This window comes from Malikia spinosa, assembly GCF_002980625.1.
Classification (GTDB): domain Bacteria; phylum Pseudomonadota; class Gammaproteobacteria; order Burkholderiales; family Burkholderiaceae_C; genus Malikia; species Malikia spinosa.
This window is the reverse complement of sequence record NZ_PVLR01000030.1, coordinates 22,375-36,689: the sequence shown is the minus strand read 5'-3', so window position 1 is coordinate 36,689 and position 14,315 is coordinate 22,375. Positions and strand designations below refer to the sequence as shown.

The window sequence follows — 14,315 nt, the reverse complement described above, 5'->3', positions numbered from 1 at the left end:
TGAAGATCAGCGCACCTGGCGCACGTCGGCCAGGGCCACATCGCCCATGCCGGGCAGGCTCAGGCGTACGCTGTTGTTGTTCAGCGAGACACCGCCGACCTGGACCGCCGACAGGGCAGTGGCCGTGACCGACTGACCATTGCGCAAGGCCTCGAGCTTGAAGCTGTAGCGGCCGTCGGCGGCAGCCGCACCGGCATCGGTGGCGCCGTCCCAGTCGAGCTGGACCAGGCCGGCCGACTGCGGTCCGAGATCGATGCTGTGCAGCGCCTGGCCGGCGCCATCGAGCACGGTCAGCTTGAGGCTGTCGGCCGACTGCGCGAGATCGGCCCCCATCTTGGCCTGGCCTTCGCTGAGCTGCAGCGTCGAGCTCGGCACCAGCACCTCGCGCCCGATCAGGCTCGAGGCCTGCATGGCCTGGGTCGCCTGGAAGCCCGACAGCGCCGAGGACAGCGTGCTGTTGAGCTGGTTGATGCCGCTGACCATGTTGAGCTGGGCCATCTGCGAGGTCATCTGCGCATTGTCCATCGGGTTCATCGGGTCCTGATTCTGCATCTGGGCCACGAGCAGCTTCATGAAATTGGACTGGGCGTCGTCGACGCTGCCGGTGGCGCTGGACGCGCTGGTCTGGGCCGTGACCCCAGTGTTCGAACTGATGCTGTTGACTGCCATAGGATGGACTTTCTCACTGACCGATGGTCAGTGTCTTGAGCGCCATGGATTTGGCGGCGTTGAGGGTATCGACGTTGGTCTGGTAGGAGCGCGAGGCCGACAGCATGTTGACCATTTCCTCGACCACGTTGACATTGGGCATCGCCACATAGCCCTGCTCATTGGCCTGGGGATGCGAGGGGTTGTAGAGCAGACGCGGCGGGGTCGGGTCCTCGACCACCGGGCCGGCCTTGACTCCGGTCGCGCCACCGGGCAGCGCGGCGGCCATGAACTCGAGCTGCTTGGCCCGATAGGGCTGACCACCGGGGCCGCTGGTGCTCTCGGCGTTGGCGAGGTTGCTGGCCACGACGTTCAGGCGCTGCGCCTGCGCGGTCATGGCCGAGCCGGCGACCTGGAAAACATTGAGCAAGGACATGGCGATCAACCCTGGATGACGGAAGACAAGCCCTTGAGCTTGGAGGACAGGATGGTCACGCCGGCTTCGTAGCGCAGCGCGTTTTCGGTGAAGGCACTGCGCTCGACGTCGAGGTCGACCGTGTTGCCGTCGCGGCTGGCCTGCACGACCGCACGCGGCTGGGCCTGCGGCATGCCGTCCGAGGCCAGCCCCTGGTGGGCGGCATGGGTACGCTGCAGCTGCTGCGCGTTGCCGGCAGCACCCGCCATGGCGGCCTTCATGGCCTGGGCAAAATCGAAATCCTGCGCCTTGTAGTTGGGGGTATCGGCGTTGGCGATATTGGTCGCCAGCAGCTGCTGGCGCTGCGCCCGCAGTCGCAGGGCCTGCTCATGAAACCCCAGTGCTTCGTCCAGTCTTCCTGCCATCTAGGCCTCCGTTCAAACCCAGAATCCGCCCGCTTGCAAGGACGCACGGGCAGTGATAGGGATTGTCTTACTTTACGCAGGTTATGACACATGCGATCGAACAAACAAAGCCCAAAACCGCGTTCAGCTTGGCTGTTAGAGCCTCGCACCCGGCCTGGGAATCCCTCTACACTTGGTGCCAACCATGAAGCGACCCTACCGTCTGCTGCAAGGCTGCCTGCTGCTGGTCAGCCTGGCGGCCCAGGCACAGCCCTCGACCCGGCACAATCTCGACGCGCTGCGCGCGCAGGTCGCGAGCGCCGTCGAGGCACAACTGCCGGCCTCCAGCCGCGTGCGGGTCAGCCCGCCAGACCCGCAACTCCAGCTACCGGCCTGCCCCAAGCCCGAAGTCCTGCTGCCTTCGGGCCAGCAGCCGCTGCGCGGCCAGCTGCGCATCGGTGTGCGCTGCCACAAGCCCCAACCCTGGACGGTCTACCTGAGCGCCACGATCCAGGAATCGCGCAGCTACTATCTGGCCAAGACAGCGCTGCAGGCCGGTCATCTGTTGCAAGCGCAGGACCTGACGGTCGAGCAGACCTATGCCGAGAACCTGCCGCCGGGCGCCGTGACCGACGAGAAGCAATGGCTGGGCCGCAGCCTGACGGCAGCCGTGGCGGCCGGCGCACCGCTGCGCCAGCAATGGCTGCGCAGCGTCCATGTCGTCACGGCCGGACAAACCGTCAAGCTGGTGCTCGAGGGCGCGGGCTTCCGGATCGACTCCGAAGGCCGGGCGCTGGGCAACGCCGCCGTGGGACAGTCAGTCCAGGTGCGCGTGGCGTCGGGCCAGACCGTCAGCGGCAAGGCCCAGGCCGGCGGCTGGGTCGAACTGGAACCGTGAAGCCGCTTGCCAACACACTCAAGTTTGCGGCACCATGACCGTAAACAGGGCAAAGCAAGGCAGCACCAGTCACCACATGTCAGGATACCCCCGTGAAAATTGAACCATCGATCGGCAAAATGCCCGGGCTGGGTGTAGGCAACGCACCGGCCAGTCCCAAGCCCCTCGAGGCCAGTTCGGCCGCGCGCAGCCAGACGGCAACGGTCCAGATGTCGGGTCAGTTCCAGCAGCTCGAGCGTCAAGTCGGCGGCGGCAGCTTCGACGCCAAGAAAGTGCAGTCGATCAAGGAGGCCATTGCCGATGGCCGCTTCCAGGTCGACTCGAGCAAGGTCGCCGACGGCCTGCTGAGCACGGTCAAGGATCTGATCCGCGGCAACTCGCGCTCGGCCTGAACATGAACGCCACCGATGCGGCAATCGCGCAAAGCCTGGCGCAGGAGCTTGCCCTCGCAACCCAGCTGCACGAGGCCATGAGTCGCGAAGAAGCGGCCTTGCTCGACAACGATGCCGATGCCCTGTCACAGGCCGCGCATGGCAAGTCGCAGCTGATTGCCAGCTTCGTCACGCTGCACCAGCAGCTGCGCCGCCTGCTCGGCCAGGCCGGTCTGCCCGAGCAAGACAGCAGCATGGCGAGCTGGGTCGAGCGTCAGACCGATCCGGCGATACAGCAGCAGTGGCAGCAATTGCTCGATTGCGCCCAGCGCGCGCAGGAGCTCAACCGCACCAACGGCTTGCTGATCCAGCGCCTGTCGGTGCGCAACCAGGCAGCCCTCGCGGCGCTGCGCGGTCCGGGGGAGTCCGCCTTGTACGGACAGGGTGGCTTGACGGGCTTGCGCCCCCAGTTCAGGACCATCCTGGGCTGAGCAGCTCCAATACCTTCGGCCGAATCCGACGACGGCCGCTGCCTGCAGGCCACGCCAATCAGGCGCAGACGCCAGCGATTCGATCAGGCATCAGCAGTTTTGTGCCATCGATCAGTATTTTTCATGAATATTTCAAACTAATGTGGAAATATTAGGGCATCGACCTAACATTTTTCACATTGCATGTCATTTCACCAATATAGCCGCAATCTGAAAATTGGGCAACGGCTCGCTCTGAGCTCGGCCTTGCTCCTGCTCCTGATTGGCGGCATGGCCTTGCTCGGCACACTGTCAAACCTGCACCTGAACGACAAGACGCGGGTGATCTACGAGGAGCGAGCCGTCCCGGCGCAGCAGCTCGCGAGCCTGAACCAGCTGATCCAGCGCAACCGCATCCTGGTGATGGAAATGCTGCTGAGCCCGGACCGCTTCACGGTCGAGCCCAAGAGTGCTGAATTCGATCGTAACCTGACTGCGATCACCGGCCTCTGGAAGGCTTACATGGCGCTGCCGCAAGACGCAGAATCCAGGACGCTGGCGCAGGCGTTCGACCAGCACCGGCGAGTCTTGTTCGAGCAAGGGCTGGTACCGGCCAACCAGGCCATGACCAGCGACCGCTATGACGATGCCCAGGATCTCTATATCCGGATCATTACCCCGAATGCCCCGAAGGCCCAGGCACCGCTTGACCAGCTGATCCAGCTCAAGATCAAGCAGGCCGAAGAGGAATTCCAGGCCTCGAACACCAGCATGAAGCTGGTCAACACCATCCTGGGGCTCACGACGCTGGGCTCCTTGCTGCTGGGCATCTGGCTGTCCTGGGTCGCGACGCGCTCGATCACAAGGCCGCTGGCCGAGGCGGTGCGCATGGCCGACCAGGTGGCCAGCGGCGACCTGACGGGCGAGATCGTCGGCAGCGGCAGGGACGAGGCCGGTGCGATGCTGAACGCGCTCAAGACCATGCATGACAACCTGATCCAGATCGTGTCCCGGGTCCGCCATGGCAGCGAAGCGATCGCCAACGGCTCGCGCGAGATCTCGGAGAGCAGCGCGATGCTGGCCGAACGCACCGAGGAGCAGTCGATCAACCTCGAGCGCACGGCGGCGGCGATGGCCCAGATCACCAGCGCGGTCGACAGCAATGCGGAGAGCGCACGCCAGGCCAGCGAACTGGCCCAGCAGACCAGCCAGGCCGCCAGCCATGGCGGCGAGGTGGTGGCCCAGGTCGTTTCGACCATGGAGCAGATCAGCCAGAGCAGCCGCCTGATCACGGACATCACCGGCGTGATCGACGGCATCGCCTTCCAGACCAATATCCTGGCGCTCAATGCCGCGGTCGAGGCCGCGCGCGCTGGCGAGCAGGGCCGCGGCTTTGCCGTGGTCGCGACCGAGGTGCGCCAGCTCGCCCAGCGCAGCGCCTCTGCGGCCAGGGAAATCAAGTCGCTGATCGCCGAAAGCGGCGAGCGCGTCAGGGTCGGCACCGAGCTGGTGGCACAGGCCGGCACCAGCGTGAACAGCATTGTCGCGCAGGTGCGCTCGCTGTCGCAGCTGATCGAGAGCATCTCGCGCGCCAGTCTCGAGCAGTCGGGCAGCGTGTCCGACATCAGCCAGTCGATCTCGAGCATCGACAACATGACGCAGCGCAACGCCGCGCTGGTGGAGGAAAGCGCTGCCGCCGCCGACAGCCTCAGGCAACAGGCGGTGCAGCTCGAAGAAGTCGTGCGCGTCTTCAAGATCGCCTGAAAGTTCAGCCAGGGGGCTCGAGAGCGGCCAAAGCGGCAAGCAGACACTCATTAGCCGTACTGCTCCGGATCTGAGCGCTGCTTGCTGGCGGCGATAATCTTCAATCCCCGGAGCCCCCACTTGGCAGAAGACAGCGACCTCGAAAAGACAGAACCCGCCTCACCCCGACAGCTAGAAAAAGCACGCGAGCAGGGTGATGTGCCGAGGTCACGCGAGATCGGCACCTTCACGGTGCTGGCAGCGGCGGCGCTTGGCTTCTGGATCAGTGGCGAGGCCATGGTGCGCCAGCTCAAGCACATGTTGCTGATGGGGCTGCAGTTCAAGCGCGAGCAGCTGTTCGACCCGCAACGGCTGGGCGTGGACTGGGGCCAGCAACTGTTCGACCTGCTGCTGGCCTTCCTGCCCATGGCGGGCCTGCTGCTGCTGGCGGCGCTGGCCTCGCCGGCCTTGATCGGCGGCTGGCTGTTCCATACCCAGGCACTGGTGCCCAAGTTCAGCAAGCTCAACCCGCTCAAGGGCCTGGCCAACATGGTGTCGATGCGCTCGCTCAGCGAGCTGCTGAAGGCGATCGCCAAGACCCTGCTGGTCGGCAGCGTGGCCTGGTTCGTGATCAGCCAGCAGCTCGACGCCCTGCTCGCGCTCGCGAGCCAGTCGCCGCGCGAGAGCACGGCCGAACATGTCCGGCTGCTGCTGGCCTGCTTCATCGGGCTGGTCGCGGCGTTGGCCGTGATCGCGCTGATCGACGGCCCCTACCAAATGTGGAGCTACACGCGTAAGCTCATGATGACGCGCCAGCAACTGCGCGACGAAGCCAAGGAGTCCGATGGCAACCCCGAGATCAAGGCCAAGATCCGCGCCCAGCAGCGCGCCATCGCGCGTAGACGCATGATGGCGCAGGTACCGACGGCCGACGTGATCGTGACCAACCCGACCCACTACGCGGTCGCGCTGCAATATCCGGAACAGGGCAACCACGCGCCCAAGGTGGTGGCCAAAGGCGTCGACGAGGTCGCGGCCCGCATCCGCGAGCTGGGGGCCGCCAACGGGGTCACGATCATCGAGGCGCCGCCGCTGGCACGCGCGCTCTACCGCCATACCGAACTCGACCAGGAAATCCCGGCGCCGCTCTACACCGCCGTGGCACAGATACTGGCCTATGTGTTCCAGCTGCGGACCTACCGCAGCCAGGGCGGTTTCGCGCCGATACGCCCGGAGCCGGTCGCGTTGCCGGCCGGCTTCGATCCGCTCGAGAGCGCAGACAATGAGACCGGAGGCCGGGCATGAACTGGAAACTGATTCTGGGCCGCATGAACGGCAAGGCGCTGGCCGCCCCGATGCTGGTGGTGATGATGCTGGCGCTGATGATCCTGCCGGTGTCGTCCTTCATCCTCGACATCTTCTTCAGCTTCAACATCGCGCTGTCGATCATGGTGCTGCTGACGGCGCTCTACACGGTGCGACCGCTCGATTTCATGGCCTTCCCGGCCGTGCTGCTGATCACGACCATGCTGCGGCTGTCGCTCAACGTGGCCTCGACCCGGGTCGTGCTGACCAATGGCCATACCGGACCGGACGCGGCAGGCAAGGTGATCGAGGCCTTCGGCCACTTCCTGATCGGTGGCAACTACCTGATCGGCGTGGTGGTGTTCGTGATCCTGACCGTGATCAACTTCGTGGTCGTGACCAAGGGCGCCGGACGGATCGCCGAGGTCGGCGCACGCTTTGCGCTCGACGCGATGCCGGGCAAGCAGATGGCGATCGATGCCGACCTCAACGCCGGCCTGATCGGCGAGGCCGAGGCGCGCAAGCGCCGCACCGAGGTGTCGCAGGAAGCCGAGTTCTACGGCGCGATGGACGGTGCGAGCAAATACGTGCGCGGCGACGCGGTTGCCGGCATCGTGGTCACCGTGGTCAACATGATCGGCGGCCTGCTGGTCGGCATGCTGCAGCACGATCTGCCGTTCGACCGCGCCGTCGAGACCTACACGCTGCTGGCGATCGGTGACGGCCTGGTGGCGCAGATCCCGTCGCTGATCATCTCGGTGGCCGCCGGTGCCGTGGTCTCGCGCGTGGCCAACGACCAGGACGTCGGCTCGCAGATGATCAACCAGCTGTTCATGAAGCCGCAGGTGCTCTACATCACGGCCGCCATCATCGGCAGCATGGGCCTGATTCCGGGCATGCCGCATCTGGCCTTCGGCCTGCTGGCGCTGCTGATCGGCGGCTGCGCCTATTATGTGCCGCAGCTGCTCGCACGCGAGCGCAAGGCCGAGGAGCCGGCACCAGCCCCGCTGCCGGCACCCGAGACGGAAGAAGCCAGCTGGCAGGACGTCAGCCCGATCCAGGCCCTGGGCCTGGAGGTCGGCTACCGGCTGATCAGCCTGGTCAACAGCAGCCAGGACGGCGAACTGCTGCGCCGCATCAAGGGCATCCGCAAGAAGTTCGCGCAGGAAGTCGGCTTCCTGCCGCCGCCGGTGCATATTCGCGACAACCTCGAGCTGCCGCCGTCAGGCTACCGCATCACGCTCAAGGGGGTGGAGATCGGCAGCGGCGAGTCGCATCCGGGCCAGTTCATGGCGATCAACCCCGGCATGGTCTCGGGGCCGCTGCCGGGCCAGCCGGTCACCGATCCGGCATTTGGCTTGCCCGCAGTCTGGATCGATGCAAACATGCGCGACCAGGCCCAGTCGATGGGCTACACGGTGGTCGATGCCGGCACCGTGGTGGCCACCCACCTGAACCACCTGCTGGCGCAGCACGCGGCGGAATTGCTGGGTCGCCAGGAGCTGCAGGCGCTGATCGACCACCTCGGCAAGGAAAGCCCCAAGCTACTCGAGGACCTGGTACCCAAGCTGCTGCCGCTGTCGACGCTGCAGAAGGTGCTGCAGAACCTGCTGGCCGAGGGCGTGCATATCCGCGACATGCAGACCATCGTCGAGACCCTGATCGAGCAAGCCGCCATGAGCCTGGATGCCTACAGCCTGACTGCCGCAGTGCGGGTCGCACTGGGCCGAGCCATCGTGCAGGAGATCGTGCCGGGCCAGCAGGAGCTGCCGGTCATGACGCTGGACCACCGGCTCGAGCGGCTGCTGCTGCAGGCGCTGCAGACCGGCGGCGCCGAGGGCGGCGGGATCGAGCCCGGACTGGCCGAGACGCTGGTCAACCAGACCGTGCAGGCCAGCCAGCTGCAGGAGCAGATGGGCTACACCCCGGTGCTGCTGGTGCCGGCGCCGCTGCGCGCCATGCTGGCACGCTTCCTGCGCCGCACCCTGCCGCAGCTCAAGGTGCTGTCGCACGCCGAGCTGCCGGACAGCCGGACCATTAAAGTCACCCACCTCGTTGGAGCCTGAACATGAAGGTTCACCGTTTTATTGCCAGTAGCGCACGCGAGGCACTGGGCCTGGTGCGTGAAGCCCTGGGCCCCGAGGCCATGATCCTGGCCAACCGCAGCGCGGAGGCCGGCATCGAGATCCTGGCCTGCAGCGAACGGGACTACGCCACGGTCATCGAGCAGTACCGGGATGACGATGCAGACCCGGCACTGGCAGCGCCGGCGCCAGCCCCGGTGCCGGCAGCCGACCCGGGACCGGGCATGAGCGTGGTGATGGAGGAGATCCGGGCCATGCGCGAGGCGCTGGCCAAGCAGATGAACGAGCTGGCCTGGTCGGGCCAGCAGCAGCCGAAGAACCCGCTCAAGTCGGCAATGCTCAAGCATCTGCTGAGCCTGGGCCTGAGCCCGAGCCTGACGCGCTACCTGACCGAGAATGCCCCGGGCGAGGGTGACCTCGAGCAGGCGATCGAATGGTCCAAGGGCATCCTGACGCGCAACATCAATGTGCTGCAGGACGAGGACAGCTTCCTCGACGAGGGCGGTGTCTATGCGCTGATCGGACCGACCGGGGTCGGCAAGACGACGACGACCGCCAAGCTCGCGGCGCGCTACGTGATGCGCCACGGTCCCGGCAAGCTGGCCCTGATCACGACCGACGGCTACCGGATCGGCGCGCACGAGCAGCTGCGCATCTACGGCAAGATCATGGGCGTGATGGTGCACTCGGTCAAGGACGAGGTCGACCTGCGACTCGCGCTCGAAGAGCTGGCGACCAAGCACACGGTGCTGATCGACACCGTCGGCATGAGCCAGCGCGACCAGATGGTGGCCGAGCAGATCGCCATGCTCGCCGGCACCCAGGTGCCGGTCAAGCGCTTGCTCTGCCTCAACACCACCAGCACGATCGAGACCTTGAACGAGGTGGTCCATGCCTACCGCGGATCGGGGCTGGAAGGTGTCATACTGACAAAGCTTGACGAGGCGGTCACGATCAGCAATGCGCTCGACGTGGTGATCCGGCAGAAGCTGCGGCTGTTCTACCTGGGCACCGGACAGCGCGTGCCCGAGGACCTGCAGCTCGCGCAGGCGCGCCCGCTGGTCGAGCGCGTGTTCGAGTTGCGCAGCAGCCAGAGCAGCAAGCATTACGAGGACAGCGAGCTGCCGGTGCTGATGAGCACCGATGCCGTGCGCCTCGACACCAGTGTGCAAGGAATAAAAATTGCTTGACCTGTCCAATGACCAGGCCGCCGGCCTGCGCCGCATCCTCGGCGCCAGGAAGTCGCGCTATGTGAGCGTGCTGACGGCGCTCGAACCAGCGCAGAAGAACCTGGTACTGCTCAATCTGGCGGCCGCACTGGTGCGCGCGGGCAACGAGGTGCAGCTGCTCGATGCCAGCCTGAACGCCGACGGCATCGCCTCCTGCGCGGCCCAGCTGCCCACGCCTTCGCTGTGGCAATTGGCCTGCCGCCAGGGCGATGCGCAGCAAGCGGTGCAACCGCATGGTCCGGGCGTGCGGATCGCCCGCCTGGCCAACCGCCCGCTCAGTGAGCTGCTGGGCCAGCCCGACGATGCGGCCAAGCTGTCGCAACAGCTGCAGACGCTGAGCCCGGCCGGTCAGTTCTGTCTGGTCGACACCGACTTGCAGCGCGACAACCCCTTTGTGCTGCCCGAGCTGGCACAGGGCGAAATGGTGGTGCTGACCGCCAGCACGGCGGACTCGATCAAGCATGCCTACGCCCAGATCAAGGCCCTGCATGGACAGCTCGGACGGCGCCCGTTCCTGCTGATGGTGGTGGGCGCGACGCTGGCGCAAGCCGAGAAGATCCAGCAGAACATCGCGCAGGCGGCCAACCACTACCTGGCGGTGCCGGTGCGTTTCCTGGGCCACCTGCCGCAAGACGAGCATCTGGCGCGCGCCCTGCAGCTGGGACGACCGGTGGTCGAGGCCTTTCCGATGGCCGGCGCCTCGATAGCCTTGCGCGAGGTGGCGGCGCGGCTGCTCAACGTCGGCCAGTCACAACAGACGGCGGCCTCTTTGCTGGAGCGCTGAACCATGTACGACGCCAAGGGTCGAGCCCCCAAGGACCGGGTGATCGAGCAGCATATCCCGCTGGTCAAGAAGCTGGCCTACCAGCTCAAGGCCAGGCTGCCGGCCAACGTCGAGGTCGACGACCTGATCCAGGCCGGCACGATCGGCCTGCTCGACGCCATGAGCCGCTACGAGGTGACCCAGACCGCCCAGTTCGAGACCTATGCGGTGCAGCGCATCCGCGGTGCCATGCTCGATGAGTTGCGCAGCCAGGACTGGCTGCCGCGCAGCGTGCGCCAGAACATGCGCCAGATCGAGGGCGCGCTGAGCGAGCTGCAGCAGGAACTGCTGCGGGCGCCGAGCGAAGCCGAGATCGCGGCCCGGCTCGATCTGACGCTGGCCGACTACCAGCAAAAGCTCAGCGACGGCGCCGGCCACCAGCTGATCTATTTCGACGACTTCAAGTCGGCAAGCGACGACAGCAGCGACCATTTCCTGGACCGGCATTGCCAGGACAGCTCGCATGACCCGTTGCAGGAGTTGCTGCAAGAGGGTTTTCGCGCCGCACTGATCGAGGCCATCGATGCCCTGCCCGAGCGCGAGAAGCTGCTGATGGGGCTGTACTATGAGCAGGAACTCAATTTGAAGGAAATCGGCGCCGTGCTCGGTGTCACCGAGTCGCGCGTGTCGCAATTACATAGCCAGGCGGTGGCCCGTCTGCGCAACCACCTGAGGAGACAGGAATGGACTGGGGCAGTTTAGCCGGCCTGGTGCTGGCGTTGGCGGCGATCGCGGGTGGCCAATGGGTCGAGGGCGGCAAGCTCGCCGCCCTGGTCCAGCCGGCGGCGATGGTGATCGTGCTGGGCGGCACGCTGGGCGCCGTGCTGCTGCAAAACGGCATGGGTACGCTGTGGCGCGGCCTGCGACTGGCGGGCAAGGCCTTTGCGCCGCAACCCCCCTTCTACGAGGCCCTGATCGCCTCGATCCAGGGCTGGAGCAAGACCGCCCGCGCCGACGGCTTCCTGCAACTCGAGCGCTACCTGACCGACCAGCGCGACCCCTTCATCACCAAGGGCATGCGCATGCTGGTCGACAACGTCGATGCCGAGACCCTGCGCTCGATCCTCGAAACCGACATCGACAGCTACGAGCGCTGGGAGCGCCAGTCGATCCGGGTCTGGGAGGCTGCCGGCGGCTATGCGCCGACCATCGGCATCCTGGGCGCCGTGCTGGGACTGATGCGGGTGATGGACAACCTCGGCGAGCCGGCTCTGCTCGGCAGCGGCATCGCGGTGGCCTTCGTTGCCACGGTCTATGGCGTGGCGCTGGCCAACCTGGTCTGCCTGCCGATCGCCAACAAGCTCAAGAAGCAGCTGGCGCTGGAGCTGCTCAAGCGCACCATGCTGGCTGACGCACTGGTGAGCATCGCCCGCGGAGAAAACTCGGGCGTGATCCAGGAGCGCATGAACAGCCACTGGCAGCAAGGCGGCTGAGATGAGGCGCCGCAGAAACAGACGCCAGGACGACGATACCGACTCGGCCGAGCGCTGGCTGGTGTCCTATGCCGACTTCATCACGCTGCTGTTCGCCTTCTTTGTCGTGATGTATGCGCTGTCGCTGCAGGGCGGCAAGTACCAGGACCTGACGGAGTCGTTCGACCAGGCTGTCGGCAAGGAGCAGCCCCCCGCCGGCTCCGACGCCCAGGCATCGAACGCCACCGGCGCGCCGACCGAAGCGGCCCCCGAGGTGGACGAAATGCAGCAGATCGCCGAACAACTGGCCAAGCGCCTGTCGATCACGTTCCAGCAAGGCGCGGCGCAGGTGCGGCACCTGCCGCAGGCGATCCATATCGAGTTCGATGCCGGCATCCTGTTCCCGCCGGCCGAAGCCAACCTGAGTCCGGCCGCCTTGAGCGCCTTGCGTTCAGTGGCCGACGTGCTGCAGGCCTACCCGCAGCACACCGTCCAGGTCATCGGCCACACCGACACGCTCGACATCCGGTCGCTGCAATACCCGTCGAACTGGGAGCTGTCGGCGGCCCGCGCCAGCAGCGTGGTGCGGCTGTTCGTCGAAGCCGGAATCAGCGACCAGCGCCTGGTCGCAATCGGCCGCGGCGCGACCCAGCCGGTCGCGAGCAACACCAGCGCCGAGGGCCGCTTGCGCAACCGCCGAGTCGAGATCCAGATCCTGCCGACCGCTGCGCCGGCTGCCCCGCCAGCGGCGGCACCCGCTGCGCCAGGCAGGCAGGCGCCCCGTGCGCCGGCCGCCAAGCCTGCGCCCAAGCCGGCCCTCGAGCCGGCCCTCGAGGTGGCTCCCGAGGCTGCCCCCGAAGCGGCCGCCGCGCCGACGACATGAAAGCCGGCATGACTCGCCGCTGCGCTACCATCCTGGCCTGAAGATGACCAAGCAAGCCGCCCCTTCCTCCACTGCCTCCCCCCTACCCACCCCCAGCCTGCGCCGGCGCCTGGCCTGCTGGCTCTACGAGGGGGTGCTGCTGTTTGGCGTCGTCTTCGTCGCCAGCCTGCTGTTCAGCGTCGTGACCCAGACCCGCCACGGCCTGCAGAACCGCCCCGAGCTGCAGGCCTTCCTGTTCCTGCTGCTGGGGCTCTACTTCACCTGGTGCTGGACCCATTCGCACACGCTGCCGATGCGGACCTGGCATATCCGCATCCAGGGTCCGGACGGCCGTGCGCCCAGCCCGGGCCGGGCGCTGCGGCGCTATCTGCTGAGCTGGATCTGGCTGCTGCCGCCGCTGGCACTGGGCTCGCTGCTGGCGCTGCCGGGCGGCCAGTTGCTGGCGCTGACCCTGGGCTGGGTCGGCTGCTGGGCCGCACTGTCCTACCTGCACCCGAAGCGCCAGTTCTGGCATGACGCCTGGGCCGGCACCGAGCTGGTGTTCGATCCGTCCCAACCCGGCAAGGCCGGTCGCGGCCGCAAGTCATGAGCGCCTCGCCCCCGCCCGCCACGCACGAGTCGCCGCAAGCACAAAAGCAGCGCCACGGCCTGGCCAGGCTGCGCCATGCGCTGGGCTACTCGCTCGCGGGCCTGCGCGCGGGTTGGCATGAGCCGGCGTTCCGCCAGGAGGCGATTGCGGCGATCGTCATGCTGCCGGCAGCGGTCTGGCTCGGACGCAGCTGGGTCGAGACCAGCCTGCTGATCGGCGGCGTGGTGCTGGTACTGGTGGTCGAACTGCTCAACACCGGCATCGAGACCGCGATCGACCGCATCGGTCCCGAATGGAACGAACTGTCCAAGCGCGCCAAGGACATGGGCAGCGCTGCCGTGTTGCTGAGCCTGCTGCTGTGCGCCGGGGTCTGGCTCGCGGCGCTCGGTCACCGACTGCTGGCATGATGACGACCATGAACCTGCAGGAAAACCATTCTTCCCGGCCGCTGACGGTCTGCGTCTATTGCGGCTCCCGTCCCGGCCATGATCCCGCGCATGCGGCGCTGGCGCGTGAGGTCGGTCACTGGATCGGCGCCCACGGCGCGCAGCTGGTCTACGGCGGCGGCCACCATGGCCTGATGGGCGCGGTGGCGGACGCGGCGCTGGCGGCGGGCGCACGCGTGATCGGGGTGATCCCCGAGGCGCTGGTCGAGATGGAAGCCGCGCATCGGGGCTGCACCGAGCTGCATGTGGTCGCCAACATGCACCAGCGCAAGCAGATGATGGCCGAGCATGCCGATGTCTTCCTGGCCCTGCCCGGCGGCATCGGCACTTTCGAGGAGTTGTTCGAGGTCTGGACCTGGCGCCAGCTCGGCTACCACGACAAGCCGATCGGACTGCTCAACGCCGGCGGCTATTACGACAGCCTGCTGACTTTCCTGGACTCGAGCGTGCAGGCTGGCTTCATGGGCCAGTGGCAGATGGAGCTGCTGCGCGTGAGCGACAGCGCCAGCGAGCTGCTGCCGGCGCTGCTGAAGGCGGCCCGGCCGGACGCGCCGGACCGGCTGGAACAGATCTGATCCAGGCCCGAGCGAGGACC

General features: G+C 66.7%; 17 protein-coding genes. 14 read left to right on the top strand and 3 right to left on the bottom strand.

The features are described from left to right. Positions 1-6 precede the first annotated feature (6 nt). The 3 genes from C6P61_RS11135 to flgB are packed head-to-tail and all read right to left on the bottom strand — an operon-like array spanning position 7 to position 1,488. Positions 7-669 (bottom strand): flagellar hook assembly protein FlgD, encoded by a 663-nt coding sequence (locus C6P61_RS11135; protein ID WP_105730004.1) that lies wholly within the window; start codon positions 667-669, stop codon positions 7-9. A 13-nt stretch (positions 670-682) separates the two neighbouring features. Next, the gene (gene flgC / locus C6P61_RS11130; RefSeq protein WP_105730044.1) at positions 683-1,084 is read right to left on the bottom strand and encodes a flagellar basal body rod protein FlgC; all 402 of its coding nucleotides are present in this window, start codon (positions 1,082-1,084) and stop codon (positions 683-685) included. 5 nt (positions 1,085-1,089) lie between these two features. Next, positions 1,090-1,488: a flagellar basal body rod protein FlgB gene (gene flgB / locus C6P61_RS11125; protein WP_105730003.1), complete on the bottom strand. Its 399-nt coding sequence runs from the start codon at positions 1,486-1,488 to the stop codon at positions 1,090-1,092. Between the two features lie 184 nt (positions 1,489-1,672). Between flgB and flgA the strand changes: the two genes are divergently transcribed. The 14 genes from flgA (at position 1,673) to C6P61_RS11055 (ending at position 14,295) form a co-directional block, all read left to right on the top strand. Further along, on the top strand, positions 1,673-2,365 hold the full coding sequence (gene flgA, locus C6P61_RS11120; RefSeq protein WP_105730002.1) for a flagellar basal body P-ring formation chaperone FlgA: 693 nt from the start codon (positions 1,673-1,675) through the stop codon (positions 2,363-2,365). A 92-nt stretch (positions 2,366-2,457) separates the two neighbouring features. After that, entirely contained in the window at positions 2,458-2,757 is a 300-nt protein-coding gene (gene flgM / locus C6P61_RS11115) for a flagellar biosynthesis anti-sigma factor FlgM (protein ID WP_244908887.1), read from the top strand. 2 nt (positions 2,758-2,759) lie between these two features. Then, positions 2,760-3,227 (top strand): flagella synthesis protein FlgN, encoded by a 468-nt coding sequence (locus tag C6P61_RS11110; protein ID WP_105730000.1) that lies wholly within the window; start codon positions 2,760-2,762, stop codon positions 3,225-3,227. A gap of 183 nt (positions 3,228-3,410) precedes the next feature. Next, the gene (locus tag C6P61_RS11105; RefSeq protein ID WP_105729999.1) at positions 3,411-4,970 is read left to right on the top strand and encodes a methyl-accepting chemotaxis protein; all 1,560 of its coding nucleotides are present in this window, start codon (positions 3,411-3,413) and stop codon (positions 4,968-4,970) included. Between the two features lie 120 nt (positions 4,971-5,090). Beyond that, positions 5,091-6,254 (top strand): flagellar biosynthesis protein FlhB, encoded by a 1,164-nt coding sequence (gene flhB / locus C6P61_RS11100; protein ID WP_105729998.1) that lies wholly within the window; start codon positions 5,091-5,093, stop codon positions 6,252-6,254. Next, complete coding sequence (gene flhA / locus C6P61_RS11095) at positions 6,251-8,320, top strand: flagellar biosynthesis protein FlhA (RefSeq protein WP_105729997.1); 2,070 nt, start codon at positions 6,251-6,253, stop codon at positions 8,318-8,320. Before flhB ends, flhA begins: the two co-directional genes overlap by 4 nt. A 2-nt stretch (positions 8,321-8,322) precedes the next feature. Continuing rightward, complete coding sequence (gene flhF / locus C6P61_RS11090; protein ID WP_105729996.1) at positions 8,323-9,528, top strand: flagellar biosynthesis GTPase FlhF; 1,206 nt, start codon at positions 8,323-8,325, stop codon at positions 9,526-9,528. Further along, on the top strand, positions 9,521-10,351 hold the full coding sequence (locus tag C6P61_RS11085) for a MinD/ParA family ATP-binding protein (RefSeq protein ID WP_105729995.1): 831 nt from the start codon (positions 9,521-9,523) through the stop codon (positions 10,349-10,351). Before flhF ends, C6P61_RS11085 begins: the two co-directional genes overlap by 8 nt. Before the next feature lie 3 nt (positions 10,352-10,354). Next, positions 10,355-11,092, top strand: a complete 738-nt coding sequence (locus C6P61_RS11080; RefSeq protein WP_105729994.1) for an RNA polymerase sigma factor FliA — start codon at positions 10,355-10,357, stop codon at positions 11,090-11,092. Then, the gene (locus C6P61_RS11075) at positions 11,074-11,823 is read left to right on the top strand and encodes a flagellar motor protein (RefSeq protein ID WP_105729993.1); all 750 of its coding nucleotides are present in this window, start codon (positions 11,074-11,076) and stop codon (positions 11,821-11,823) included. The genes C6P61_RS11080 and C6P61_RS11075 overlap by 19 nt, the downstream gene beginning before the upstream one ends. Position 11,824: 1 nt before the next feature. Beyond that, a complete protein-coding gene (locus C6P61_RS11070) occupies positions 11,825-12,685 on the top strand; it encodes an OmpA family protein (protein ID WP_105729992.1) in 861 nt (286 codons plus the stop codon). Positions 12,686-12,728: 43 nt separating this feature from the next. After that, the gene (locus tag C6P61_RS11065) at positions 12,729-13,274 is read left to right on the top strand and encodes an RDD family protein (protein WP_105729991.1); all 546 of its coding nucleotides are present in this window, start codon (positions 12,729-12,731) and stop codon (positions 13,272-13,274) included. Then, positions 13,271-13,681 carry a diacylglycerol kinase gene (locus C6P61_RS11060; protein WP_105729990.1) on the top strand — a complete coding sequence of 137 codons (411 nt, stop codon included), beginning with the start codon at positions 13,271-13,273 and terminating at the stop codon, positions 13,679-13,681. The genes C6P61_RS11065 and C6P61_RS11060 overlap by 4 nt, the downstream gene beginning before the upstream one ends. Next, complete coding sequence (locus tag C6P61_RS11055) at positions 13,678-14,295, top strand: LOG family protein (RefSeq protein ID WP_483403486.1); 618 nt, start codon at positions 13,678-13,680, stop codon at positions 14,293-14,295. Before C6P61_RS11060 ends, C6P61_RS11055 begins: the two co-directional genes overlap by 4 nt. The last annotated feature ends 20 nt before the right edge of the window (positions 14,296-14,315 follow it).

Bases quoted from the DNA above. Each gene is read 5' to 3' on its own strand.
- C6P61_RS11135 (WP_105730004.1), bottom strand. From the start codon at position 669: ATGGCAGTCAACAGCATCAGTTCGAACACTGGGGTCACGGCCCAGACC.
- flgC (WP_105730044.1), bottom strand. From the start codon at position 1,084: ATGTCCTTGCTCAATGTTTTCCAGGTCGCCGGCTCGGCCATGACCGCG.
- flgB (WP_105730003.1), bottom strand. From the start codon at position 1,488: ATGGCAGGAAGACTGGACGAAGCACTGGGGTTTCATGAGCAGGCCCTG.
- flgA (WP_105730002.1), top strand. From the start codon at position 1,673: ATGAAGCGACCCTACCGTCTGCTGCAAGGCTGCCTGCTGCTGGTCAGC.
- C6P61_RS11110 (WP_105730000.1), top strand. From the start codon at position 2,760: ATGAACGCCACCGATGCGGCAATCGCGCAAAGCCTGGCGCAGGAGCTT.
- C6P61_RS11105 (WP_105729999.1), top strand. From the start codon at position 3,411: ATGTCATTTCACCAATATAGCCGCAATCTGAAAATTGGGCAACGGCTC.
- flhA (WP_105729997.1), top strand. From the start codon at position 6,251: ATGAACTGGAAACTGATTCTGGGCCGCATGAACGGCAAGGCGCTGGCC.
- flhF (WP_105729996.1), top strand. From the start codon at position 8,323: ATGAAGGTTCACCGTTTTATTGCCAGTAGCGCACGCGAGGCACTGGGC.
- C6P61_RS11080 (WP_105729994.1), top strand. From the start codon at position 10,355: ATGTACGACGCCAAGGGTCGAGCCCCCAAGGACCGGGTGATCGAGCAG.
- C6P61_RS11075 (WP_105729993.1), top strand. From the start codon at position 11,074: ATGGACTGGGGCAGTTTAGCCGGCCTGGTGCTGGCGTTGGCGGCGATC.
- C6P61_RS11070 (WP_105729992.1), top strand. From the start codon at position 11,825: ATGAGGCGCCGCAGAAACAGACGCCAGGACGACGATACCGACTCGGCC.
- C6P61_RS11065 (WP_105729991.1), top strand. From the start codon at position 12,729: ATGACCAAGCAAGCCGCCCCTTCCTCCACTGCCTCCCCCCTACCCACC.
- C6P61_RS11060 (WP_105729990.1), top strand. From the start codon at position 13,271: ATGAGCGCCTCGCCCCCGCCCGCCACGCACGAGTCGCCGCAAGCACAA.
- C6P61_RS11055 (WP_483403486.1), top strand. From the start codon at position 13,678: ATGATGACGACCATGAACCTGCAGGAAAACCATTCTTCCCGGCCGCTG.